Annotated in this window: 21 protein-coding genes; 7 read left to right on the forward strand and 14 right to left on the reverse strand. The window is 59.2% G+C overall.

Going from position 1 to position 23,421, the window contains the following annotated elements; genetic code table 11:
- Positions 1-294: 294 nt before the first annotated feature.
- The 4 genes from ACP7B0_RS15005 to glnA form a co-directional block, all read right to left on the reverse strand.
- On the reverse strand, positions 295-915 hold the full coding sequence (locus ACP7B0_RS15005; RefSeq protein WP_426142380.1) for a DUF4124 domain-containing protein: 621 nt from the start codon (positions 913-915) through the stop codon (positions 295-297).
- Between the two features lie 10 nt (positions 916-925).
- Positions 926-1,453 (reverse strand): DUF4124 domain-containing protein, encoded by a 528-nt coding sequence (locus tag ACP7B0_RS15010; RefSeq protein ID WP_426142198.1) that lies wholly within the window; start codon positions 1,451-1,453, stop codon positions 926-928.
- A 77-nt stretch (positions 1,454-1,530) separates the two neighbouring features.
- The gene (locus ACP7B0_RS15015; protein ID WP_426142199.1) at positions 1,531-2,106 is read right to left on the reverse strand and encodes a chorismate mutase; all 576 of its coding nucleotides are present in this window, start codon (positions 2,104-2,106) and stop codon (positions 1,531-1,533) included.
- A 157-nt stretch (positions 2,107-2,263) separates the two neighbouring features.
- A complete protein-coding gene (glnA, locus tag ACP7B0_RS15020; protein WP_426142200.1) occupies positions 2,264-3,670 on the reverse strand; it encodes a glutamate--ammonia ligase in 1,407 nt (468 codons plus the stop codon).
- Positions 3,671-4,003: 333 nt separating this feature from the next.
- Between glnA and thiI the strand changes: the two genes are divergently transcribed.
- Positions 4,004-5,458: a tRNA uracil 4-sulfurtransferase ThiI gene (thiI, locus tag ACP7B0_RS15025; protein WP_426142201.1), complete on the forward strand. Its 1,455-nt coding sequence runs from the start codon at positions 4,004-4,006 to the stop codon at positions 5,456-5,458.
- Between the two features lie 145 nt (positions 5,459-5,603).
- Entirely contained in the window at positions 5,604-7,424 is a 1,821-nt protein-coding gene (gene typA, locus ACP7B0_RS15030; protein WP_426142202.1) for a translational GTPase TypA, read from the forward strand.
- 160 nt (positions 7,425-7,584) lie between these two features.
- Here typA and ACP7B0_RS15035 read toward each other — a convergent pair whose 3' ends face one another.
- The 3 genes from ACP7B0_RS15035 to ACP7B0_RS15045 all read right to left on the reverse strand — a co-directional run bounded on the left by ACP7B0_RS15035 (position 7,585) and on the right by ACP7B0_RS15045 (position 10,974).
- Entirely contained in the window at positions 7,585-8,040 is a 456-nt protein-coding gene (locus tag ACP7B0_RS15035) for a YkgJ family cysteine cluster protein (protein ID WP_426142203.1), read from the reverse strand.
- Positions 8,041-8,192: 152 nt separating this feature from the next.
- Positions 8,193-9,602 carry a GTPase/DUF3482 domain-containing protein gene (locus tag ACP7B0_RS15040; protein ID WP_426142204.1) on the reverse strand — a complete coding sequence of 470 codons (1,410 nt, stop codon included), beginning with the start codon at positions 9,600-9,602 and terminating at the stop codon, positions 8,193-8,195.
- Positions 9,595-10,974, reverse strand: coding sequence for a DUF2868 domain-containing protein (locus tag ACP7B0_RS15045; protein WP_426142205.1), 1,380 nt, complete (start codon positions 10,972-10,974; stop codon positions 9,595-9,597). Before ACP7B0_RS15045 ends, ACP7B0_RS15040 begins: the two co-directional genes overlap by 8 nt.
- Before the next feature lie 106 nt (positions 10,975-11,080).
- Here ACP7B0_RS15045 and ACP7B0_RS15050 point away from each other — a divergent pair, with 106 nt between their 5' ends.
- Both ACP7B0_RS15050 and ACP7B0_RS15055 read left to right on the forward strand, forming a co-directional pair.
- Positions 11,081-11,593 carry a dihydrofolate reductase gene (locus ACP7B0_RS15050; RefSeq protein WP_426142206.1) on the forward strand — a complete coding sequence of 171 codons (513 nt, stop codon included), beginning with the start codon at positions 11,081-11,083 and terminating at the stop codon, positions 11,591-11,593.
- A gap of 231 nt (positions 11,594-11,824) precedes the next feature.
- Positions 11,825-12,880: a haloacid dehalogenase-like hydrolase gene (locus ACP7B0_RS15055; RefSeq protein ID WP_426142207.1), complete on the forward strand. Its 1,056-nt coding sequence runs from the start codon at positions 11,825-11,827 to the stop codon at positions 12,878-12,880.
- Between the two features lie 168 nt (positions 12,881-13,048).
- Here ACP7B0_RS15055 and ilvD read toward each other — a convergent pair whose 3' ends face one another.
- The 4 genes from ilvD to ACP7B0_RS15075 all read right to left on the reverse strand — a co-directional run bounded on the left by ilvD (position 13,049) and on the right by ACP7B0_RS15075 (position 18,085).
- Positions 13,049-14,896 (reverse strand): dihydroxy-acid dehydratase, encoded by a 1,848-nt coding sequence (gene ilvD / locus ACP7B0_RS15060; RefSeq protein ID WP_426142208.1) that lies wholly within the window; start codon positions 14,894-14,896, stop codon positions 13,049-13,051.
- 237 nt (positions 14,897-15,133) lie between these two features.
- Complete coding sequence (locus tag ACP7B0_RS15065) at positions 15,134-15,592, reverse strand: REP-associated tyrosine transposase (protein WP_426142209.1); 459 nt, start codon at positions 15,590-15,592, stop codon at positions 15,134-15,136.
- Between the two features lie 302 nt (positions 15,593-15,894).
- The gene (locus tag ACP7B0_RS15070; protein WP_426142381.1) at positions 15,895-16,572 is read right to left on the reverse strand and encodes a TIGR04211 family SH3 domain-containing protein; all 678 of its coding nucleotides are present in this window, start codon (positions 16,570-16,572) and stop codon (positions 15,895-15,897) included.
- Positions 16,573-16,888: 316 nt separating this feature from the next.
- Complete coding sequence (locus ACP7B0_RS15075; RefSeq protein ID WP_426142210.1) at positions 16,889-18,085, reverse strand: class I SAM-dependent rRNA methyltransferase; 1,197 nt, start codon at positions 18,083-18,085, stop codon at positions 16,889-16,891.
- A 343-nt stretch (positions 18,086-18,428) separates the two neighbouring features.
- Here ACP7B0_RS15075 and ACP7B0_RS15080 point away from each other — a divergent pair, with 343 nt between their 5' ends.
- From ACP7B0_RS15080 to ACP7B0_RS15090, 3 genes are all read left to right on the forward strand, one after another.
- Positions 18,429-19,241 (forward strand): HDOD domain-containing protein, encoded by an 813-nt coding sequence (locus tag ACP7B0_RS15080; RefSeq protein WP_426142382.1) that lies wholly within the window; start codon positions 18,429-18,431, stop codon positions 19,239-19,241.
- Between the two features lie 45 nt (positions 19,242-19,286).
- Positions 19,287-20,099: a bifunctional DNA-formamidopyrimidine glycosylase/DNA-(apurinic or apyrimidinic site) lyase gene (gene mutM, locus ACP7B0_RS15085; RefSeq protein ID WP_426142211.1), complete on the forward strand. Its 813-nt coding sequence runs from the start codon at positions 19,287-19,289 to the stop codon at positions 20,097-20,099.
- Positions 20,100-20,288: 189 nt separating this feature from the next.
- Positions 20,289-20,633 (forward strand): multidrug transporter, encoded by a 345-nt coding sequence (locus tag ACP7B0_RS15090; protein ID WP_426142212.1) that lies wholly within the window; start codon positions 20,289-20,291, stop codon positions 20,631-20,633.
- Positions 20,634-20,642: 9 nt separating this feature from the next.
- Here the strand turns inward: ACP7B0_RS15090 and ggt are convergent, their stop codons facing one another.
- The 3 genes from ggt to coaD all read right to left on the reverse strand — a co-directional run bounded on the left by ggt (position 20,643) and on the right by coaD (position 23,271).
- The gene (ggt, locus tag ACP7B0_RS15095; protein WP_426142213.1) at positions 20,643-22,370 is read right to left on the reverse strand and encodes a gamma-glutamyltransferase; all 1,728 of its coding nucleotides are present in this window, start codon (positions 22,368-22,370) and stop codon (positions 20,643-20,645) included.
- A 66-nt stretch (positions 22,371-22,436) separates the two neighbouring features.
- Positions 22,437-22,688 carry a YfhL family 4Fe-4S dicluster ferredoxin gene (locus ACP7B0_RS15100; protein ID WP_219062877.1) on the reverse strand — a complete coding sequence of 84 codons (252 nt, stop codon included), beginning with the start codon at positions 22,686-22,688 and terminating at the stop codon, positions 22,437-22,439.
- Between the two features lie 103 nt (positions 22,689-22,791).
- Positions 22,792-23,271 (reverse strand): pantetheine-phosphate adenylyltransferase, encoded by a 480-nt coding sequence (gene coaD, locus ACP7B0_RS15105; protein ID WP_065832524.1) that lies wholly within the window; start codon positions 23,269-23,271, stop codon positions 22,792-22,794.
- Between the last annotated feature and the right edge of the window lie 150 nt (positions 23,272-23,421).

Below are 23,421 nucleotides of genomic sequence, written 5' to 3' on the forward strand. Positions count from 1 at the left end.
GCAATCCAGGCGAGCCCGGTATCACAGGCGCTGGTTGGTCTTCTCCAGCGTGGGTAAAACCACTGATACGCTCGCGTACAGTGCAGAAAAGGGTGCTGTTACGCCGAAGTTGCAAAAACCAAACCAAGGCTCCGAAAAGAAGCGTTTAATCTGCAAAACCGGGCTTTTTTTGGACAGTGGGTAGCTTTGGGTCGTTGAGGCGACCCGTTTTCGAACCAAAATGGGTTCGGGTGGGCACGGGCCGCCAATTTATCGCACCAATATGGAGCTTAGCCGTAGGACAGCGTAGGGCGCTTAGAAAAACGGCAGGAAGCTGCTTTCTTCTTCTTCCGGCTTGTCACTCAACGGGCATTCAGGGCGAACGCCGTAGTCGTCAGTCTGACAGGGCCGTGCCAGACGCTTCTGTGCCAGAGAGATGCGCAGCATATGGAAAGGCTGGTTAGGCGTGCGCTCCAGAACGCGGCCCGCCTCGTCGACAATTTCCACGGACAACTGGTGGGTACCGCGATCGACATTGCTCAGGGGGAATACCGGGCTGCGTCCAGCATCGGCGTAGGGTTTGCCATCCACCAGCAACCGGTAGCCGTGACCCGGCTGGAGCGCCGGGTCGCTGGTGACGCTGACGATTAAATCGCCGTTGTTGCTGCGCACGGTGGCATCCGGTTCCGGCACCAGAATTCTCAATAAGTCGTAATGAAACATCGCCTTTGCCTTGGGTTTGGCGGGGTGTTGTTGCACGGTGCTTTTGGGTGGGGCACCGGTTGTGCTGTTGCTGGGCGGGATGTCGACCCGCTTGGCATTCTTGTGTGGCTGATCGGTGAAGACGCGATTCCCTTCGGCATCGATATAGGTATAAACGTCCGCCGTCGTCGGCAACGCGATCAGCAGCAACAGCCAGAGCAGAGCGCTGCGCATCAGGTGCGGTTTATGGTTTACCGACATGAACTCGCTGCACGGTGAGGGTTACGGTTTGACTCTGCTGAATGATGCCTTGTTTATCCAGCACCACGACAGCAAAGCTGTGCTCGCCCCGGTCGAGATTGACCACTTGAAGGCGCGGAACATTGCCCGGCTGGCCGTAGGGATTGCCATCGACCAACAATTGCAGTTGATGCCCCTGCGCCAGCCTTGGCTGGATCCTCACGCCCACGGTGAACGTGCCGTTGTTGGCGCGCAGCGCTTCATCGGCAGGCAGGTCGGTCAGCTCCAGCGTCTGATAGGGGGCTTCAGGCTGAGGGGATGCGGGTTGTTCGATGGGCTGATTCTGCGCGGGGGCTGGCACTTTCGGGGTTTCCACGCTGTTCAGAGGCGGCAGCTCGATGGCCTCGGCCTTGACGCCATCCGGTGGCTGGTTGGTGAATGCGGTGTTGCCATTGGCGTCGGTGTACTTGTAGATCTGCGCCACAGCAGGCAAGGCGATCAAGAGCAGCAGGCAGATAAGGCTTCGACGCATGAAAACTCCGGAGCAGATAAGGCAATCGCGTTACAGGACGCCAGCATAGAACACAAACCGGTCTGAAAGCGCGGTGCTCATTTCGTCTGGATACACAATTCCCCGGTTGCCCGTACCAGAGCCAGGTCATGAACGGTGTCTTTGGCCAGCCGCGCACGCTGCTGGCCCAGCCATTCCGGGCAATCCGGGGCCTGTCGATAAGGCGCAAAAGCCGCATAGTCTTGAAGCAATTGGACTTGCAGTTGATCCAGTCTTGGCCGGATCTGTGTAGCCAGATCCGGCCTTGCGCTGTCGGGCGCCTTACCGGCGGCGTGCCAATGAGCAATCAGTGCATATTGGACCAGCTTGTTCGCTTCGATCTGGGCGGCCAGAAACCGGCTGACGTCGTCGGCATCCAGCTTGTAGCCCGGCGCAAGCCTGGCGGCCGCAGCAATGACTTGCTGTTCGCGCGGGCTGTCCTGAATCGGTTTGCCGCTGTCCCATTTGGTCAATGCAACCTGATCCGCGAGGGTCAGGCGCTCGCTGATGCTGCCGAGTAACGGGGCGAGCGCTGCGGGAGGTGGGGATGCCTTGAGGTTCGAGGTGCACGCGGCAATGCTGAAGAGGCATGCCGAAAAAAGAAGGTGTCGAGCCATGGTGTGGGCATTGGGCATACGTTGAGCTCTGCCTTGTTTTCAGGGATTCAAACGACTGCGCTCGCCGGGGCGTGCTCGATCGATACCCGCAGCAGTCAATCAGAAAACCGAGTCATAAAAAAGGCCTCCCGAAGGAGGCCTCTTTCGCTACGTCAAAACCGCTGACGTGACTGGATCAGCAGCTGTAGTACAGCTCGTATTCCAGTGGGTGTACGAAGGTGCGTACTTTGATTTCTTCTTCGCTTTTCAGGGCGATGTAAGCGTCGATGAAGTCGTCGCTGAAAACGCCGCCTTTGGTCAGGAACGCACGACCCTTGTCCAGCTCTTCCAGGGCTTCTTTCAGGCTGCCGCAAACTTGTGGGATCTCTTTGGCCTCTTCAGGCGGCAGGTCATACAGGTTTTTGTCAGCAGCGTCGCCAGGGTGGATCTTGTTCTGGATGCCGTCCAGGCCAGCCATCAACAGTGCAGCGAAGCCCAGGTACGGGTTGGCTGCTGGATCCGGGAAGCGCGCTTCGATACGGCGGGCTTTAGGGCTCGACACGTAAGGAATACGGATGGAAGCGGAGCGGTTACGCGCCGAGTAGGCCAACATGACCGGTGCTTCGAAACCTGGGACCAGACGCTTGTAGGAGTTGGTCGACGGGTTGGTGAAGCCGTTCAGTGCCTTGCCGTGCTTGATGATGCCGCCGATGAAGAACAGAGCGGTATCGGACAGGCCGGCATAGCCTTCGCCCGCGAAAGTGTTCTTGCCATCTTTGGAGATGGACATGTGAACGTGCATACCCGAACCGTTATCGCCGTACAGAGGCTTAGGCATGAAGGTAGCGGTGCGGCCGTAAGCGTCGGCAACGTTGTGTACGCAATACTTGAGGGTCTGAACTTCGTCAGCCTTCTTGACCAGCGTGTTGAATTTCACGCCGATTTCGTTCTGGCCAGCAGTCGCCACTTCGTGGTGGTGAACTTCGATGACCAGGCCCATTTCTTCCATGGCATTACACATGGAGGTACGGATTTCGTGGTCGTGATCGAACGGAGGAACCGGGAAGTAGCCGCCTTTCACGCCTGGACGGTGGCCTTTGTTGCCGCCTTCCACGTCCTGGTCAGACATCCACGAGCCTTGCTCGGAGAAGATCTTGAACATGGAACCGGAGATGTCGGACTTGAACTTCACTTCGTCGAAGATGAAGAACTCTGGTTCCGGACCTACGAATACGGTGTCGCCGATACCGGTGGACTTCAGGTATTCCTCGGCGCGGTGAGCGATGGCGCGTGGGTCGCGGTCATAGCCTTGCATGGTCGAAGGTTCGATGATGTCGCAGACCAGGATCAGGGTCGGCTCTTCGGTGAACGGATCGAGAACGGCGGTTTCGTCGTCCGGCATCAGGATCATGTCGGAGGCTTCGATGCCTTTCCAGCCAGAGATGGAGGAGCCGTCGAACATTTTGCCGATTTCGAAGAAATCTTCATCCAGCGCATCGCGAGCCGGCATGGTCACGTGGTGCTGAGTGCCTTTGGTGTCCGTGAAGCGCAGATCAATCCACTTAACGTCATGATCTTTGATGAGTTGAACCGACTTCGACATAGTGTCCTCCGGGTGGCTTCGGGCCGAATTATGATTGGGGCCCTTCGAATTTGGGTGATGCCGGCGCGAATACTCGGCTAAGGCAACCTGCCTCACAAGGGAGCAAATTGCATGCCAGTGCCCCGTGATGGGTTTTATGCCTCAGATGCGCGCTATATAGGGATAAAACAGAGGATTGATAAAATTGAGCGCACCCTAATGATGCGCTAAAGATGGCGACAGGTCCGTTTTGGTGCGTCGATAACTGGCTGTACGATAACTGGTTAAACACTGAGCAATTTCCGCTATAATCCCGCCCCCTCTTTTTCGACAGGCACCGCGCGCGCTGTTTACATGAAACTAATCGTAAAAGTCTTCCCCGAAATCACCATTAAAAGCCGACCGGTGCGCAAGCAATTCATCCGTCAGTTGGCCAAGAACATCCGTACCGTGCTCCGTGATCTGGACCCGGCACTGGTGGTGGGGGGCGTGTGGGACAATCTTGAGGTTCAGACCCGCGTTACCGAGCCCAAGACCCTGCACGAGATGACTGAGCGGCTCAGTTGCATGCCGGGCATCGCCAACTTTCTGCAGGTGGCTGAGTACCCGTTGGGCGATATGGATGACATCCTCGCCAAGTGCAAACTGCATTACGCCGACCTGCTGCCGGGCAAGGTATTTTCCGTGCGTTGCAAGCGTGCGGGCAGGCATGACTTCAGCTCGATGGACGTCGAAAAATACGTCGGCAGCAAGCTGCGGATCGAGTGCGGCGCTGCCGGGATTGACCTGAAAAAGCCGGAAATCGAAGTGCGGATGGAAATTCGCGACCAACGGTTATTTGTGATTCACAGCCAGCACAACAGCATCGGCGGATATCCACTGGGCGCGCTTGAACAGACCCTGGTGTTGATGTCCGGCGGTTTCGATTCGACGGTCGCGGCCTATCAGGTCATGCGGCGCGGGCTTATGGCGCATTTCTGCTTCTTCAATCTGGGCGGGCGTGCCCATGAACTGGGCGTGATGGAAGTCGCGCATTTCATCTGGAAGAAGTACGGCAGCTCCCAGCGAGTGCTGTTTGTCAGCGTTCCTTTCGAGGAAGTGCTCGGAGAAATTCTGCAGAAAGTCGATAACAGTCATATGGGTGTAGTTTTGAAGCGTATGATGTTGCGCGCTGCATCCTCTATTGCTGATCGCCTTGAAATCGACGTGCTGGTAACCGGCGAAGCGATTTCCCAGGTGGCCAGTCAGACGTTGCCGAACCTGTCGCTGATCGACGCGGCCACTGACAAGCTGGTCTTGCGCCCGCTGATCACCAGCCACAAGCAGGACATCGTCGATCAGGCGGTTGAAATCGGTACTGCCGATTTCGCCAAACACATGCCTGAGTATTGCGGGGTGATTTCGGTCAACCCCAAGACCAACGCCAAGCGCAACCGCGTTGAGTACGAAGAACAACAGTTCGACATGGCGATTCTCGAGCGAGCGCTGGAGAACGCAAAGCTGGTCTCGATCGATCGGGTGATCGACGATCTGAGCCGCAGCGTAGAGATAGAGGAAGTCAGTCAAGCGCTGGCAGGTCAGGTCGTCATCGACATCCGTCATCCGGATGCCCAGGAAGACCAGCCGCTGCAATTGCCTGGCATTGAAATACAGGCGCTGCCGTTCTATGCATTGAACAGCCGCTTCAAGGAACTGGATAACACGCGCCAGTACCTGTTGTATTGCGACAAAGGCGTCATGAGTCGCCTGCATGCTCATCATTTGCTCAGTGAGGGGCATGCCAATGTGCGCGTTTATCGACCGAGCTAAGTGCCCGGGGCTGTTTGCCTGTGGCTTGCGTCACCGGCCCCCCGACGCCAGTCGTCTAGCCGTAACGGCTTTTAGCCGACTCTAACGATATAAATAGCTGTCTGGAATTATTCAGCTGACCGAATCCTCTGATCGAGATACACAAGTGATCGAAAATCTACGCAACATCGCCATCATTGCTCACGTTGACCATGGTAAAACCACCCTGGTAGACAAACTCTTGCGTCAATCCGGCACCCTGGAACGCGGCGAGCTCAACGACGAACGCGTGATGGACTCCAACGACCAGGAGAAAGAACGCGGTATTACCATCCTGGCGAAAAACACCGCTATCAACTGGAACGGCTACCACATCAACATCGTGGACACCCCGGGCCACGCCGACTTCGGTGGTGAAGTAGAGCGCGTGATGTCGATGGTTGACTCCGTTCTGCTGCTGGTTGACGCTCAAGACGGCCCTATGCCGCAAACCCGTTTCGTGACCAAGAAGGCTTTCGAAGCCGGCCTGCGTCCAATCGTGGTCATCAACAAGGTTGACCGTCCAGGCGCGCGTCCGGACTGGGTTCTGGATCAGATCTTCGACCTGTTCGACAACCTGGGTGCTACCGAAGAACAGCTGGACTTCCAGGTCGTTTACGCTTCGGCACTGAACGGTATTGCCGGTCTGGAACACACCGCCATGGCGGAAGACATGACCCCGCTGTACCAGGCGATTGTTGACCACGTTCCTGCTCCAAAGGTTGACCGTGACGGTCCGTTCCAGATGCAAATCTCGGCACTGGACTACAACAGCTTCCTGGGTGTTATCGGTGTTGGCCGTATCGCCCGTGGCAAGGTCAAGCCAAACACTCAGGTTGTCGCCATCGACGCTGAAGGCAAGCGCCGCAACGGCCGTATCCTGAAACTGATGGGTCACCACGGTCTGCACCGCATCGACGTTGAAGAAGCAGCTGCCGGCGACATCGTCTGCATCAGCGGCTTTGACCAGCTGTTCATCTCCGACACGCTGTGCGACCCACTCAACGTCGAAGCGATGAAGCCGCTGACCGTTGACGAACCTACCGTTTCGATGACCTTCCAGGTCAACGATTCGCCTTTCTGCGGTAAAGAAGGCAAGTTCGTCACCAGCCGTAACATCAAGGAACGTCTGGACAAAGAGCTGCTGTTCAACGTTGCCCTGCGCGTTGAAGAAGGCGACACCGCTGACAAGTTCAAAGTCTCCGGTCGTGGCGAGCTGCACCTTTCGGTACTGATCGAAACCATGCGTCGCGAAGGCTTCGAAATGGGTGTTGGTCGTCCTGAAGTGATCATCCGCATGGTTGATGGCGTTAAGCACGAACCGTACGAAAACGTCACCATCGACCTTCCGGAAGAGTCCCAGGGCTCGATCATGGAACAGATCGGTATCCGTAAGGGCGACCTGACCAACATGGTTCCGGATGGCAAAGGGCGTGTTCGCCTTGAGTACAACATCCCGGCTCGTGGCTTGATCGGTTTCCGTAACGAGTTCCTGACCCTGACTTCCGGTGCCGGCATCCTGACCAGCATCTTCGACCGTTACGACGTGATGAAGTCCGGCGACATGTCCGGCCGTCAGAACGGCGTTCTGGTTTCGGTTGCTACCGGCAAGGCGCTGACCTACTCGCTGGAAACGCTGCAGGCCCGTGGCAAGCTGTTCCTGGGTCACGGTGAAGACGTGTACGAAGGTCAAATCGTCGGCATCAACAGCCGCGACAACGACCTGGGCGTCAACCCAACCAAAGGCAAGAAGCTCGACAACATGCGTGCTTCCGGTAAAGACGAAACCATCGCTCTGGTTCCGCCTATCCGTTTCACTCTGGAACAAGCGCTGGAATTCGTTCAAGAAGACGAACTCTGCGAAGTGACTCCAAAGTCGATCCGCCTGCGTAAGAAAATTCTTGGCGAAAGCGAGCGTACCCGCGCCGCCAAGAAAAGCGGCAACTGATTAATCAGTTAGTCGGCTAAAAACAAAACGCCCCCGACCGCAAGGTCGGGGGCGTTTTTGTTTGTGTCGGTTATGTAGGAGCTGCCGAAGGCGGCGAAAGCGGTGCGTCAGGATGAACGGCATCGCAGCCTTCGGCAGCTCCTACAGATGTTTCAGCATTTCAGAACTTCGGAAACGGGGTGCTGGTGTTGTTCTTCAGCGTACCGGTGTCCTGACGTACCACATCCTTGGGCTTGTAAGCGCAGTAGCCGGGGCGCGGGCCGATCCTGGGGTGGTTGCGGCAGGTGTCCGGGCGTTTCTCGTAGATCGTGCACAAGCGGCTTTTACGGTCCAGATACAGACAGTCGTTGTTGCTCATGCGCTGCAACGTGAAGATCTCGGACTTCTGGTTATAGCGCTCGACGATGCCTTCCTTCTGCAAGCGCTTGGCGATGTTCTTCGCCGGTTCCCCGCGCTCGAATTCATCGACGATGCCGATGCGGATCAAATCCTTGATCTTCACTTCAACAGGCAGCGTGCAGCAGCTGGAAATACAGCCTCCGCACATGTGGCTGGAGTATTTGGCCCAGGTATCGATACGGTCGATTTCTGCGGCGGCGATCAAGGTGGGTTTCATCTGAATACGGTTCCGGGTGCATCGGGCGCGGGATGATACCGGTCTGGAGGGGATTCGCGTAGGCAAAAATGCGCGAGGCGACTGTCGGCGGCAATTCCGTTGGAGCGAGGCTTGCCCGCGAAGGCGTCGTTTCTAGCGCTGATAGGTTGTATTCAATCCCGATTCGCGGGCAAGCCTCGCTCCAACAAGATTTGCGTGAGGCCTTCAATCTGCTCCTGTCGCTCCGTCTGGCTCAATTTCGCCCCGGGGTTCAGCGAGGACCATTGCGGATGCGCCCGCGCCTTGTGCAGCGCTTCGGGGAGTTTGCCTTCGCGCCAGGTCATGTCCTGGGGCGTGGTCAGCTTGATGCTCTCCAATGCCGCGTGACCCCGCGCGCCGAGGGCTTGCAGCAGGTGACGCTGGCGCAGCGCAAGCAGGCGCAGCACCGCATCGTCCACCGTCAGCTCCCGCTGGCCTTTGATCTTGCCCAGCAGGCGGCCGCCGTAGCTGCGAGCGGTCTGCAAGGCGCCGCCCGCAATGGCCCCGACCAGCGCCGCGGCGCCAAGGGTAATCCCGCCCACCAGAAGGTCAACGCCAGCGCCCGCCGCCGCGCCCGCCGCAATACCGCCGCCGACACGAACACCCAGCTGTTTGAGCGTTTCCGGGTTGAACAGGTCGTCGCCCCAGCGTCCGTCCAGCAACGGCAGATCACTGGCGGCAGCATCCTGCGAGCGAAACGCATACAGCTTGAGCAGCGCCTCGACGCAACGCTGCTCACGCTGGCGCACCGTTTTGCGAAGTTCATCGATGGCCTGTTGTTCCTGGCCGGATTCGGTCGAGACGCTGCGGCGGCAGGCTGCGCAGTCGACCAGCAGTTCGGCGATCAGTCGCGCCGCACTCTGGCGCCGGGTTTCGCGCTGGGCATCCTGATCCAGAATCAGGCGCTCCAACTGCCCCCGCGAGGTTTCCAGCAACAGTGCGAGGCTTTCGTACAAGCGTCGTTCGCCATCTTCCGGCGGCGCCACGCTGTCGAAACGCACCAGTGCGTGCAGGCCCAGACGCGCCAGGGCTTCACGCCAGGCCGGTTCGCGATGATCGGCGCTGCTGACGAAATTCAGGACCGGCAACAGCGGTTTCCCGCAACTGGCCAGCACCGACAGTTCGTCACGGTATTTCGCCAATACCGGTTCGCGGGCATCAATCACGTACAGGCCGGCATCCGAGGCCAACAGTTGGCGCAAGACCTTGGCTTCCTGCTCGAACCGCTGCCGGGCCTCGCTGCCCTCCAGAAACCGCGCCAGACGTGCCGGCCCATCCAGCCGTTCGCCGGGGCGATCCAGACGCTCCAGATAATCGAGCAAGGCAATGGCGTCTTCCAGCCCCGGCGTGTCGTACAGCTCCAGCAAGGCTTCGCCATCCACCGACAATCGCGCCCCTTCCACATGCCGCGTCGTGCTGGGCCGGTGTGAAACCTCACCGAAGCTGACGTCGCGCGTCAGGGTACGCAGCAACGAGGTTTTGCCGACATTGGTGTGGCCGACAACGGCGAGTTTCAGCGGGCGGATCTTCTCGGTTTTACTCATAGCCCGTCTCCAGCCAGCTCAAGGGTGCGGTTTCGGTCCACGTCAGCTCCAGTTGCTGCAAGCCCGTCTGCCAGTCGCTGACCCGTTCAGCATCCAGCGTCTGGGCGGGCGGTGCCGGGAGTAACCAGACTCGGGTACTTGCGGCGCAACGCGCCAGTTCCGCGATCAACGCCAGGCTGCCTCGGTCTGGCGAACGGCGCGGGTCACAGGCGATGACCAGTCGGGCCGGTGGAAAACGCGTCAACTGGTCGAGCAGCTTGTGTCGGGATTCGCGGCTGTCGAGAACGCCTGCGTCCGCGACGTGCTCGGGTAGCGCGGGCGGCCAGGGTTGGTCTTCATCCAGTTCGATGGCGACCAGCAACGCGCCTTCACTGCTCTGCGTGTTCCCCTGAGAAACGATTTGAGGGAGCAACTCCGGCGCAGCATCGTTGACGCCCAGGCGCTCGCTGCTGGGCATCAGTCGCTCGCGCAGTTCGCTGTAACCGGGCAGGCTCAAATCCAGGCTTAACGCTCCACGGCCGCGTTTCCACAGCGAAAAGCAAACCAGCGCCAGGATCAGGCGCGGCACGATGCCGTAAACCAGCAACACACCCACCAGCCAGGCCGCCCAGGCTTGTCGTGCGGATTCCACCACCCCTGTGCTGTCACCGCTGGCGCGGATCATGGCTTCGGTGGGCACGGTGAAACCCAGCAGCGCGGGAAGCGTGCCAAGGGTTTGTGTCAGGCTGACAAAGGTGTCGCTGCCAAGAATCGTGGTTTCCCAGACGAAGCCGTAGCGTCTCGTGGCCATCAGCATCAACAGCAACGCCAGCGCGCTGAGCAGCGCCAGAAACCATAAACCGTTGACCAGCGCGCCCAGAACCCAGCGATTCAAGCGCCTTCGTTGCAGCAGCAGAATCAGGGCCGGTGCCAGTTGCGCGGCCTGGGCATCCCGGGCGAGCTTTTCGCTCAGCCAGAGCCACAAACGCCCGAGGCTGGCCGTGCTTTCCCCGGCAAGCGCCAGGCCCGAGGCCCAACTGATCAGCAGAATCAGGTTCAGCCCGAGCAAACTGCCCAGTGCCCAGAACACGTTCACCGGTGTCTGCCCGTCGCCCATGGCGGCGAAGGCCAGGCCCGCGCCGCTGATGACGGCAATCATCGCCAGCGCAATCAGTGCCAGACGCGCGCCCTGTTTCCAGCGTCGCAACGCGGCGAGCATGCCATCGCGTTCGGCCAGCCACAGGGCGCGATGCTGGATGCGGGTCGGCAGGTCGCCTGCTTGCGCCCGGGCGCGGCGATTGGCTTCAAGGTCATCCAGTGCGCCGGCCTGCTCTTCGCGCAGGCGCACGGCTTCGGTCAGCCAGAGGTTATCGAGTGGGGTCAGAGCAGTCACACGGCGTCTCATTGGTAAAGTCAGGAAGGAGCATAACCTCTGCGTCGTACATTCGAGCGAAAACCCCGGTACGAATTCACTGCCGTGCTCTGCTATTCTCGCCGCCATGAAAACTCAACTCCCCCTCAGCCTGATTGCCGCCCTTGGTGAAAACCGAGTGATTGGCGTCGACAATTCCATGCCCTGGCATTTGCCGGGGGACTTCAAATATTTCAAGGCGACGACCCTCGGCAAGCCAATCATCATGGGGCGCAAGACCTGGGATTCGCTGGGTCGCCCGTTGCCAGGGCGTCTTAATCTGGTGGTCACTCGCCAGCCGGACTTGCAGCTTGACGGTGCAGAAGTCTTCACTTCTCTGGAATCGGCGGTAGCCCGCGCTGAAGATTGGGCGCATGAGCACGGTGCCGATGAAGTCATGCTGATCGGCGGCGCGCAGCTTTATGCTCAGGGCTTGCCCCAGGCTGACCGGCTTTATCTGACTCGCGTGGCGTTGACTCCTGAAGGTGACGCGTGGTTTCCAGAGGTTGATCCGGCGCAATGGGGGTTGGTGTCGCAGGTGTTGAATCCAGCGCTGGATGGCAAGCCTGCGTACACCTTTGAGGTTTGGGAACGCAGGTAAGCTGCATCATGCAAGGGCGTGAGACCGGCTTTAGCCGGGAAGAGGTCGGTCCCACAACCCTATGCGTGCTCACTGTCATCTAACCATCAAAAAAATGTCGCAATTGGAAAGCCCCGTCGCGAATAGCCGTAGACATGACGCCTTCGGAACGCATTCAGTCGCTGACACACTCAAACAGTAACGGCAATTTGCTACGGTCGAGCCTCTTAATTTTTCGGGGGGAAAACCATAATGAAGTTCGCGCCAAAATTACTCGCTGTTGCGCTGTGCCTGGGCCTTGCCGGTCAGGCGATGGCCACCGAATTGACCCACTGGCCTGAGCCCGCCGCCAAGGCACTCAACGCCATGATTACCGCCAACGCCAACAAGGGCAATTACGCGGTGTTCGACATGGACAACACCAGCTACCGCTTCGATCTGGAAGAGTCGCTGCTGCCGTACATGGAAAGCAAAGGCCTGATTACCCGCGAAAGCCTGGACCCCTCCCTCAAGTTGATGCCGTTCAAGGACACCGCCGACCATAAGGAAAGCCTGTTCAGCTACTACTATCGCCTGTGCGAAGTGGACGACATGGTCTGCTATCCATGGGTCGCGCAAGTGTTCTCCGGCTTCACCCTCAAGGAGCTCAAGGGCTACGTCGATGAGCTGATGGCGTTGGGCAAGCCGATACCGGCGACCTATTACGACGGTGATGTGGTCAAGACACTCGAGGTCGAGCCGCCACGCATCTTTACCGGTCAGAAAGAGCTGTACAACAAGCTGATGGAAAACGGCATTGAGGTCTACGTGATGACCGCCGCGTCCGAGGAACTGGTGCGTATGGTCGCGGCCGATCCCAAGTACGGCTACAACGTCAAACCGCAAAACGTGATTGGCGTGACCACCTTGCTCAAGGATCGCAAGACCGGCGAGCTAACCACGGCGCGCAAGCAGATCACGGCTGGAAAATATGACGAAAAGGCCAACCTGGGCCTGGAAATGACGCCTTACCTGTGGACGCCCGCAACCTGGATGGCGGGCAAGCACGCAGCGATCCTGACGTATATCGACGAATGGAAAAAGCCAGTGTTGGTAGCCGGTGATACCCCGACCAGCGATGGCTACATGCTGTTTCACGACGTTGACGTGGCCAAGGGCGGCGTTCACCTGTGGGTCAACCGCAAAGACAAATACATGGCCCAGCTCAACGGCATGATGGCCAAGAACGCGGCGGCTCAGGCCAAAGAAGGTTTGCCCGTGACGGCGGACAAAAACTGGGTGATCGTCAAGCCTGAGGACATCCAGTAAAAATCTTTCGGGTTAAACCTTGTTGGAGCGAGGCTTGCCCGCGAATGCCATAACACGGTTTGTCTGATAGTCCGCAGCGCCTGGTTCGCGGGCAAGCCTCGCACCAACAATACTGAGCAACAAAAAACCCGGCATCTCTGCCGGGTTTTTTGGTTTAACCGATCAAGCTCAAGGCACCAGCTTGTCCAGCAGGGCCTTGTCGCGCACGGCACCTTTATCGGCGCTGGTGGCCAGCAGGGCATAAGCCTTGAGGGCGGTGGTCACTTTACGTGGGCGCACTTCGACCGGCTTCCAGCCTTTCTTGTCTTGCTCGGCGCGGCGTTCGGCCATTTCCGCATCATCGATCAACAGGTTGATCGAGCGGTTCGGAATGTCGATCAGCACTTTGTCGCCATCACGCACCAGACCAATCGCGCCGCCAGCTGCTGCTTCCGGAGAAGCGTGACCGATGGACAGGCCCGATGTACCGCCGGAGAAGCGGCCATCCGTGAGCAATGCACAGTCTTTGCCCAGGCCTTTGGATTTCAGGTACGAGGTCGGATAGAGCATTTCCTGCATGCCCGGACCGCCTTTCGGACCCTCGTAACGGATGATCACGATGTCGCCCGCTTTGACTTCATCCGCAAGGATGCCGCGCACAGCGCTGTCCTGGCTTTCGAAAATCTTCGCGTTGCCTTCGAATACATGGATTGATTCATCCACGCCCGCGGTTTTCACCACGCAGCCGTCCAGCGCGATGTTGCCGTACAGCACGGCCAGGCCGCCCTGTTGCGAGTAGGCGTGCTCGACGCTGCGGATGCAGCCGTTCTCGCGGTCGTCGTCCAGGGTTTCCCAGCGGGTCGACTGGCTGAAGGCGGTCTGGGTCGGGATGCCAGCCGGGCCAGCCTTGAAGAAGGTGTGAACCGCTTCATCGTTGGTCTGGGTGATGTCCCATTTGGCGATGCCTTCGGCCAGGGTCTTGCTGTGTACGGTGGGCAGGTCGGTGTGCAGCAGGCCGCCACGGGCCAACTCGCCCAGGATGCTGAAAATCCCGCCAGCGCGGTGCACGTCTTCCATGTGGTACTTCTGAATGTTCGGCGCGACCTTGCACAGCTGCGGCACTTCACGGGACAAGCGGTCGATGTCGCGCAGATCGAAGTCGATCTCCGCTTCCTGAGCCGCTGCCAGCAAGTGCAGGATGGTGTTGGTCGAGCCGCCCATGGCGATGTCCAGCGTCATCGCGTTCTCGAATGCCTTGAAATTGGCAATGTTGCGCGGCAGAACGGCGTCGTTGTTTTCGATGTAGTACTGGCGGCACAGATCGACGATGGTGCGGCCCGCCTGCAGGAACAGCTGCTCGCGGTCGCTGTGCGTGGCCAGTGCCGAGCCGTTGCCCGGCAAGGCCAGGCCCAGGGCTTCGGTGAGGCAGTTCATCGAATTGGCGGTGAACATGCCGGAACACGACCCGCACGTCGGACACGCGCTGCGCTCGTATTCAGCGACTTTCTCGTCACTGGCGGAGTCATCGGCGGCAATCACCATGGCATCGACCAGGTCCAGACCGTGGGCGGCCAGTTTGGTCTTGCCGGCTTCCATCGGGCCGCCGGAAACGAAAATCACCGGGATGTTCAGGCGCAGTGCGGCCATCAACATGCCGGGGGTGATTTTGTCGCAGTTGGAAATGCACACGATGGCGTCGGCGCAGTGGGCGTTGACCATGTACTCCACGGAGTCAGCGATGATCTCGCGGCTCGGCAGCGAATACAGCATGCCGTCGTGACCCATGGCAATGCCGTCGTCCACGGCAATGGTGTTGAATTCCTTGGCCACGCCACCGGCGCGTTCGATTTCACGGGCAACCAGCTGGCCCATGTCCTTGAGGTGCACATGGCCCGGCACGAACTGGGTAAACGAGTTGGCAACGGCGATGATCGGTTTCTTGAAATCCGCGTCCTTCATCCCGGTGGCGCGCCACAAGGCACGAGCGCCGGCCATGTTGCGGCCGTGGGTGGACGTTTTCGAGCGGTAATCAGGCATGGAGCACTCCAGGCGGCGAATCAGGTAAATAGGTAAGGGAGTGAGCTTCTCGTGACGTCACACACAAACGGCAGTGACCGGATGTTGCGATGGAAACCGAAAGCGCTACGGGATCGCCGTACGCTCGGCCTGAGCTCATAAACCCGCCGGGGATGACTGGCGATGGATACGGGCGATTCTACACCTGTAAGGGCACAGTGGAATGGTGGGAAGTTTGGGAGGGAGATTTCTGCTTCGTCAAAGCCAAATGGCATCCCATAGCGGGTAATCACCATAACGTGTCACCAGGCCCGCCCGTATTGGGTTGGCGACTATGTAGCGGGCCATTTGAAGCAGGTCTTCTTCACGCCTTACAGCCCGGTCGTGATAGCCCTTTTGCCAAACTCGAGATGATTCGCCTTTCTCTTTGGTAACGGCAAGGGCACTCCCTGTTTTGACCTTGCGCATGAGGTCGCTCAGATTGCCGCTCCGCAGTTCGACCAGCCAATGAAAATGATCCGGCATGACCACCCACGCCAAGGAGTTAACCATTGCCTGGTCTTGTGCCTTGCGAAATTCATTAACCATCAACCTCCCCAATCGCCAATCAGAAAAAACAGGTTCTCGGTGATGGGTTACTGATGTCAGCAGATATACACGGCCTGGTTCGGAGTATCGACCTTGGCGCAATCTTGAGCCGCGATGTAGTTCGGGCAATCCCGTGCCCCCGGTTGCTAATGGGAACAGGAAGGTTAGTCAAAAGCCCGGAGTTCTCGGCTCATTTTTCGAGTCTGGGTATTTCCTTTCGAGCGTCATCGCTGCCTCGCGTTGCTCGTGAGCTCCTACAACTTGACGGTAGGAGAGGAGCTGGTGTGCTCGGCTCAGATTTGAGTCTGGGTATTTCCTTTCGAGCGTCATCGCTGCCTCGCGTTGCTCGTGAGCTCCTACAACTTAGCGGTAGGAGCTCACGAGCAACGCGAGGCAGCGATGGCGTCATTCGCAACGACACCGATTTTTATTCAAACCCACCCATCATTCTTCTTACGTCCACGTGTCAGGGACGGGATGATGAGGCCGACCAGCAGGCCGGCTCCGGCGATGCTGCCGCCGTAGACCATGTAGCGCATCAGCACCTGTTTGTTTTCGTCCCCCAGTTTGGCCTGGGTACTGCGCAGCTCGGATTGGGAGTCGACCAGTTGCGCGTTGAGTTCCTGTGTACGAGCCTGCAGTTCATCGATCAGCTTCTTGCGGGCGTCCAGCGTCTCCTGCATGCCTTGCACGCGGGTCTTCCAGGTGTCGTCGATGTTCTTGAGCTGGCCGGTCAGGTCTGCCACTTGCTGGGACAGTTCAGGCAGGCGCTCGGCAGGGCTTGGCACGCTTTGCAGATCGCTGCTGGGGAGCCACACACTACCGCCGCCTTCACTGCGGACCTGGCTGTAGTCGCCCTGGGTGTTGAGCAATTCGACTTTCTGCCCGGATTTCAGCGTGCCGACAATACGGTAGCCATCGGTCGGACCGCTGCGTACGAACGTGTTGAGGCTGTCACTGACCCAGCGCTCGTTCGGCTTGGGTTCAGCGGCGTGGGCGGTGCCGCTCATGGCGATCAGGCCGCCCAGCAGGCCGGCACTCATGGCCCGGCGCGGTTGGGTCAGCAGGTGTGGGATACGGGAAAGAAGTGCAGAAAGGTGACGAGACATAGACATTGTTATCTTCGATGAAAGGAAAAGATAAAGGCGCCGATGCACGGGCCGGTAAAGATGGGGCAGCGATGTGCAAGGCGTATCGCTGCTACTGCTGCGGAATATTGGCGACGAGCTCAAGGATAGGCTGAAGCCCGCTTGGATTCTACGTCCGACACGCCATCCGTTTTATCCCCAAGTCAGAGACAATAAGAATGGTTTCGGGTTCATTTCGGGGCGCCAGGCGCGTAGAAATTCGGACTTGCGGTCGGCCTGTAAGGGCATTCGCCAATCCCGCCATTGCAGCGGGACTGGCATTCCGGTTCATGCGTTTTTAGCTGTTGGGCAGCAACCGGCACGTGATGCTCTTGATGTAACGCGTTTCGGCGATGGCCGGGTGGACCGGGTGGTCCGGGCCCTGGCCGCCGCGTTCCAGCAGCTGGATGTTGCGATCCAGATGGCGGGCGCTGGTCAGCAGGATGTTTTGCAGGTCGTCTTCGGGCAAATGCATCGAGCACGAAGCGCTGATCAGAATGCCGTCCTTGCTGAGCAGGCGCATGGCTTGCTCGTTCAGGCGGCGATACGCGCCTTCGCCGTTCTTCATGTCCTTCTTGCGTTTGATGAACGCCGGAGGGTCGGCAACGATCACGTCGAAGCGCTCTTCGCCCGCTTTCAGTTCTTTCAAGGCTTCGAACACATCACCTTCGATGCATGCCACCTTGTCGGTAAAACCGTTCAGCGCGGCGTTGCGCTCAACGCCGTCCAGGGCGAAGGATGATGCATCGACGCAAGTGACGTCGCTGGCGCCGAATGCTGCGGCCTGGATACCCCAGCCGCCGATGTAGCTGTACAGGTCCAGCACCCGCTTGCCCTTGACGTACGGGGCCATGCGCGCACGGTTCATGCGGTGGTCGTAGAACCAGCCGGTTTTCTGCCCGGCCATGACGGGCGCTTCGAACTTCACGCCATTCTCTTCCAGCGCGACCCATTCCGGCACCAGGCCGAAGACGGTCTCGACGTAGCGGGTCAGGCCTTCGGCGTCCCGGGCAGCGGAGTCATTCTTGAACAGGATGCCGCTTGGCTTGATCACCTGCACCAGGGCCGCGATGACGTCTTCCTTGTGGTTTTCCATCGTGGCCGAAGCCAGCTGAACCACCAGAATGTCGCCGAAACGGTCGACCACCAGACCCGGCAACAGGTCGGAGTCACCGAAAACCAGGCGATAGAAGGGTTTGTCGAACAGGCGCTCGCGCAAGGACAAGGCAACGTTGAGGCGATGCACCAGCAGCGATTTGTCCAGCGGCAGTTTGACGTCGCGTGACAGCAGGCGGGCGCAGATCAGGTTGTTGGGGCTCATGGCCACGATGCCCAGCGGTTTGCCGCCAGCGGCTTCCAGCACGGCTTGATCGCCCGCGGCAAAGCCGTGCAGCGGGGTCGCGGCTACGTCGATCTCGTTGCTGTAGACCCACAAGTGACCGGCGCGCAGGCGACGGTCGGCATTGGCTTTGAGGCGCAAGCTAGGCAGGGACATGACGTCGCTCCTGAAAAAAGAGCGGGATTATAGCGCGACATTCCATTCTCTGACCGGATGAAAGTAATTAACCGGCTAGCGGCGCACGGTTGTCGGATTTTTTCGCGGCGGGAATTTTTCCGATGGTCGAGGGGGGCGCTTGTTTCTCTATTTAATTGAATGCGTTGTATTCGTTTTTGCGTGATTTCCGAAGATTTGACGCTTATCGGCTGTAAAGGTTGTGAGTCAGTGGTGATGGCATTGGACGCGTCAGGAGGTAGAATCCTGGCTTCACCCCGAGTGTGTACTTATGTCCCAAGAACTTACCTCCGAGCAGATCCAGCAGGCCTTGCAGGGCATCAGCGTGCCGCCGCAGCCGCAAATCATGGTGGATTTGCAGATGGAGCAGTACATGCCGGACCCCGACCTTGGGGTTATTGCTCGTCTGATCTCCCAGGACCCCGGTCTGTCTGGGGCGTTGCTCAAAGTGGTGAACTCGCCGCATTACGGGCTGACCAACAAGATCGCCTCGATCCAGCGCGCCGTAAATCTGCTGGGCAGTCGCACCGTCATCAACCTGATCAACGCCCAGTCGATCAGGGGCGAAATGACCGACGAAACCATCGTGACCCTGAACCGTTTCTGGGATTCGGCGCAGGACGTGGCGATGACCAGTCTGACGCTGGCCAAGCGCATCGGCTCGCAAACCGTGGACGAATCCTACGCCCTGGGCCTGTTTCACGATTGCGGTATTCCGCTGATGCTCAAGCGTTTCCCCAACTATATGGAAGTGCTTGAGCAGGCTTATGCCAACGCCAGTCCCGAGACGCGGGTGGTGGATTACGAAAATGAAATGTTGAAAACCAACCATGCCGTGGTGGGGTATTTCACTGCCAAATCCTGGCGCTTGCCGGAGCATGTCAGCAACGCTATTGCCAGCCACCATAATGCGCTGGCGATTTTCCAGGACGATTCCGGGCGCAACGCACCGCTGAAGAATCTCCTTGCTGTCTTGAAGATGGCCGAGCACATTTGCGCTTCCCACCGGGTTTTAGGTAATCAGAGCGAAGACCATGAGTGGAACACGATCAGCCACCTGATCCTGGATTACGTTGGCCTGTCCGACTACGATTTCGAGAACCTTAAAGAAAGTATTCGCGAACTGGCCGCACACTGATCCTGCGCACAGTCGGCTTTTCGTTCGCGCCCCACCGAGTTGCCCATGCCTGAATTACCGGAAGTCGAAACCACCCGCCGAGGCATCGCGCCTCACCTGGAAGGTCAGCGGGTGAGCCGCGTTATCGTTCGCGATCGGCGTCTGCGCTGGCCCATACCGGAAGACCTGGATGTGCGCCTGTCGGGCCAGAAAATCGTGCGGGTGGAGCGGCGCGCCAAATACCTGCTGATTCAAGCCGAAGTCGGCACCTTGATCAGTCATTTGGGGATGTCGGGAAACCTGCGTCTGGTTGAAGTCGGCCTGCCCGCCCTCAAGCATGAGCACGTGGACATCGAGCTGGAGTCCGGGCTGGCCCTGCGCTACACCGATCCACGTCGTTTCGGGGCGATGCTCTGGAGCCTTGATCCCCTGAACCACGAACTGTTGGTACGCCTGGGCCCGGAGCCATTGACCGATCTGTTCGACGGCGAGCGCCTGTTCGAGCGTTCCCGTGGTAAATCCATCGCCGTGAAGCCGTTCATCATGGATAACGCCGTGGTGGTGGGCGTCGGCAACATCTATGCAACGGAAGCCTTGTTCGCCGCAGGCATCGATCCGCGCCGGGAAGCCAAGAGTATTTCCCGGGCGCGATACCTGGTGCTGGCGATAGAGATCAAACGCATCCTGGCCCATGCCATCGAGCGCGGTGGTACGACCTTGCGCGACTTCACCGGCGGTGACGGCAAGCCGGGGTATTTTCAACAGGAATTGTTCGCCTATGGTCGCGGCGGCCAGCCTTGCAAGGTCTGCGGCACGACCTTGCGGGAGATCAAGCTTGGCCAGCGGGCGAGTGTGTATTGTCCTAAGTGTCAGCGCTAGAGCCGGCCAGTTGGCCTCTGCTATCAAGGCGCATTGATCTGTTGGTGCGAACGTGTTCGCAACAGGCCGGTGCAAGCAAAAAAGTTTATGGCTTGATCAACGCCCCGCAACACTTGCAGGCCTTGCTTAAGCCCCGTCGCCGTTTATAGTGAACAGCATCTCAATCCGCTGCGCCTGAAGGACCCTGCCATGACGCCGTTTCGTATCCTTGCCGCCACTCTGGCGCTGCTCTTCGGGTTGCAGGCAATGCCCGCGATGGCTCAGGCGCAGGCGCAAACCCAAGGCAGCGGCGATCCGGTCTACAGCATCCAGAACCCGCCGGCTTTCGCCATGATGGGGGATTTGTTGATTGCCCGGCCTTTTTTGATCATTGCCACGGTTGCTGGCGCGGGCTTGTTCCTGGTTTCGCTGCCGTTTACGGCTTTGGGCGGCGGTATTGGCGACGCTGGCAAGGCACTGGTCGTTGACCCGGCCAAAGCGGCGTTCGTGCGTTGCCTGGGTTGCACGGGTGAAGGCTTCACCAAAGGCGACTGACCGTTCAGGTCAGGGTGAGACTTCCCGTACCTTCGGATCGAATGGCTGCGAAACCCCCAGGCCGCGAGGATCACTGGCGGCCTCCACGTTCCCGCTGTCCTTGTGCCAGAACACCACCTGTTGATTGCCGTACTCGCGCTGGGTGTCTTTGAGCGTGTATCCGCGCGCCTGCAGATCAATCTTCTCCCCGGTCGTGAAAGCATCCGGCTCGTATTCAACGACGTCCGGCAGATACTGATGGTGGTAGCGCGCCACGGCAGGCCAGGTCGCCACGGGCTGGCCGTCCAGGTATTGCAGCATCGACAGCAGCACCATGCTCGGGATGCGGCTGCCGCCCGGCGTACCGAATGCGGTGAATTCAGTCGGGCTTTCGATGAAGCTCGGGCTCATGCTCGACAGCGGCCGCTTGCCAGCGGCGATGGCGTTGGCCTGGCTGCCCACCAGCCCATAGGCATTGCTGCCGTTCGGGTCAGCGGCGAAATCGTCCATTTCGTCGTTCAGGACCACGCCCGTGCCGGGTGCCGTGAACGCTGAGCCGAAGGGCAGATTCACCGACAGCGTGGCCGACACGGCATTGCCCTCGCGGTCCAGCGTTGCGAAGTGAGTCGTGTGTTCGCCCTCGCGCCACAGGGGCGATGGCGGCAGGCTGCTGCTGGGGGTGGCATCCCGTGGTGTGATGCTGCTGACCAGTTGCGTGAGGTATTCCCGGTCCAGCACATGGTTGAGAGGGTTGGCCACAAAGTCCGGATCGCCCAGCAGGCCCCGGTCGCGATAGGCGCGTCGCAGTACTTCGATCACGTAGTGGGCGCGTTGCACCTTGTCAGCGTCGCGCCACGGCAGTTGCTCGAGCATCGTCAGGCTTTGGGCCAACGCGATGCCACCCGCGGAGGGGGGCGGAGCGCTGATCAGTTCCCGTTGATGGTCCAGCTTGAATCGCAGCGGCTCACGGGCGACGATCCGATAGCGGTCCATGTCATCCAGGCACCAGATCCCGCCCGCAGCGCGAACGCCGTTGATCAATGACTGAGCGGTAAGCCCGCTATAAAACCCGTCGCGGCCGCGATCTGCCAGGCGATTCAATGTATCCCCCAGTTCGGGTTGCCTGATGATTTCCCCCAGCGGGGGCACGTCCCCATGACGAAGAAACAAGCGGGCGCTTTCCGGATCGTCACGCAGGGCGGACAGACGGGCGGTGGCGCGCTGCTGATAGATCCTGTCGACCGGAAAACCCTGATAGGCCAGGCGAATGGCGGGTGCCATGGAAATACTCAGCGGCAGATTGCCGTACCGTTCGGCCAACTCTGCAAGCGCTGCGGGCAGGCCGGGGATCGCTGCGGCCAAGGGTCCGTCGCGTGACAAGGACGGCTGTACCTTGCCGTCGCGGCGGTACAGGTCGTAAGTCGCCTTCAACGGTGCCTTTTCCCGGGCATCGAGGAAAACGTAGCGCGTTTGCTTGCCGCTCTGGCGCAGCAGGAAAAAACCGCCGCCGCCCAGCCCCGAACCGTAGGGCTCAACAACCGCCAGCGCCGCACTGACTGCAACCGCCGCGTCGAAGGCATTGCCGCCCGCGACCATGATTTCCCGACCCGCGGCGGTGGCTTGCGGGTGAGGGCTGGCGATGGCGGCGTGTTTGGCGAGGTTATCGGGTCCAGCGGCAAAAGCAACGTGTGCGGTCAGCAGGCACAAGGCGAGCAGTACGCTCGACACATAGTGCTGCAACTGTTGCGGTCGGGTCATTCGGGGCTCGCTATGGGTCGACAGGGCTGAACAGCCCGGCTTCAGCGAAACACACGGATGCCGGGTCTAAGCCTTGTGGGTGAGAATCAGGTACTTGGCCATCAGCTCATCCTTGCTCTCCACATGGGTTTCATCCAGGGGGATGCAATCCACGGGGCAGACTTGCTGACACTGCGGCTCATCGTAATGGCCAACGCATTCTGTACACAGGTTCGGATTGATCACGTAGATCTCCTCACCTTGAGAAATCGCCTCGTTCGGGCACTCGGGTTCGCAGACGTCGCAGTTGATGCAATCGTCAGTGATGATCAGGGACATGAAGCACTCCTGCCGCGGGCAGCGCCGGGGCATATCAAATCTAATGCGGCGAATTGTGCCGCATTAGCCGGTTCGATGCACCCTGGAGTTGCCGATAGACAGCTTAGCGCTTGAAACGCTCGGTAAGCGCCTGGGCGACAGCCGGATGCACGAATTTGGTGATATCGCCGCCCAACGCCGCAATTTCACGGACGAGCGTGGAGGAAATGAACGAATAGCGCTCTGACGGCGTAAGAAACAGGCTTTCTACGTCCGGGGCCAACTGGCGGTTCATGTTGGCCAGTTGAAACTCGTACTCGAAGTCAGAAACGGCACGCAAGCCACGCAGGAAAATATTCGCGTTCTGCTCTTTTGCAAAATGCGCGAGCAGGGTGGAAAACCCTACCACTTCGACATTCGGCAAGTGTTTGGTGACCTCCCGGGCCAGTTCCACACGCTGTTCCAGCGGGAAAAGCGGGTTTTTCTTCGGGCTGGCGGCAACGGCAATGACCACTTGATCGAACAGGCGCGATGCGCGTTCGACCAGATCGCCATGGCCCTTGGTGATAGGGTCGAAGGTGCCTGGATACAACACTCGGTTCATCGCGTCGTCCTGGTCGGAGTCCTTGGGGAATCGGATGGTATCGCAGCAATCCCCATGGGCCAAGTCGGCGTGTCAGAGGTAAAGGTCGTATTGCCCTCGATATCGGCCTCTTTGGCCCCGTTGTGGGCGTCAACGTCGTGAATGTAAGCC

This window comes from Pseudomonas sp. DWP3-1-2, from assembly GCF_049896285.1.
Lineage (GTDB): Bacteria > Pseudomonadota > Gammaproteobacteria > Pseudomonadales > Pseudomonadaceae > Aquipseudomonas.

Excerpts from the sequence above, each read along its gene's own strand:
- ACP7B0_RS15005 (WP_426142380.1), bottom strand. The coding sequence starts at position 915 with ATGCGCAGCGCTCTGCTCTGGCTGTTGCTGCTGATCGCGTTGCCGACG.
- ACP7B0_RS15010 (WP_426142198.1), bottom strand. The coding sequence starts at position 1,453 with ATGCGTCGAAGCCTTATCTGCCTGCTGCTCTTGATCGCCTTGCCTGCT.
- ACP7B0_RS15015 (WP_426142199.1), bottom strand. The coding sequence starts at position 2,106 with ATGCCCAATGCCCACACCATGGCTCGACACCTTCTTTTTTCGGCATGC.
- glnA (WP_426142200.1), bottom strand. The coding sequence starts at position 3,670 with ATGTCGAAGTCGGTTCAACTCATCAAAGATCATGACGTTAAGTGGATT.
- thiI (WP_426142201.1), top strand. The coding sequence starts at position 4,004 with ATGAAACTAATCGTAAAAGTCTTCCCCGAAATCACCATTAAAAGCCGA.
- ACP7B0_RS15035 (WP_426142203.1), bottom strand. The coding sequence starts at position 8,040 with ATGAAACCCACCTTGATCGCCGCCGCAGAAATCGACCGTATCGATACC.
- ACP7B0_RS15040 (WP_426142204.1), bottom strand. The coding sequence starts at position 9,602 with ATGAGTAAAACCGAGAAGATCCGCCCGCTGAAACTCGCCGTTGTCGGC.
- ACP7B0_RS15050 (WP_426142206.1), top strand. The coding sequence starts at position 11,081 with ATGAAAACTCAACTCCCCCTCAGCCTGATTGCCGCCCTTGGTGAAAAC.
- ACP7B0_RS15055 (WP_426142207.1), top strand. The coding sequence starts at position 11,825 with ATGAAGTTCGCGCCAAAATTACTCGCTGTTGCGCTGTGCCTGGGCCTT.
- ilvD (WP_426142208.1), bottom strand. The coding sequence starts at position 14,896 with ATGCCTGATTACCGCTCGAAAACGTCCACCCACGGCCGCAACATGGCC.
- ACP7B0_RS15070 (WP_426142381.1), bottom strand. The coding sequence starts at position 16,572 with ATGTCTCGTCACCTTTCTGCACTTCTTTCCCGTATCCCACACCTGCTG.
- ACP7B0_RS15075 (WP_426142210.1), bottom strand. The coding sequence starts at position 18,085 with ATGTCCCTGCCTAGCTTGCGCCTCAAAGCCAATGCCGACCGTCGCCTG.
- mutM (WP_426142211.1), top strand. The coding sequence starts at position 19,287 with ATGCCTGAATTACCGGAAGTCGAAACCACCCGCCGAGGCATCGCGCCT.
- ACP7B0_RS15090 (WP_426142212.1), top strand. The coding sequence starts at position 20,289 with ATGACGCCGTTTCGTATCCTTGCCGCCACTCTGGCGCTGCTCTTCGGG.
- ggt (WP_426142213.1), bottom strand. The coding sequence starts at position 22,370 with ATGACCCGACCGCAACAGTTGCAGCACTATGTGTCGAGCGTACTGCTC.
- ACP7B0_RS15100 (WP_219062877.1), bottom strand. The coding sequence starts at position 22,688 with ATGTCCCTGATCATCACTGACGATTGCATCAACTGCGACGTCTGCGAA.
- coaD (WP_065832524.1), bottom strand. The coding sequence starts at position 23,271 with ATGAACCGAGTGTTGTATCCAGGCACCTTCGACCCTATCACCAAGGGC.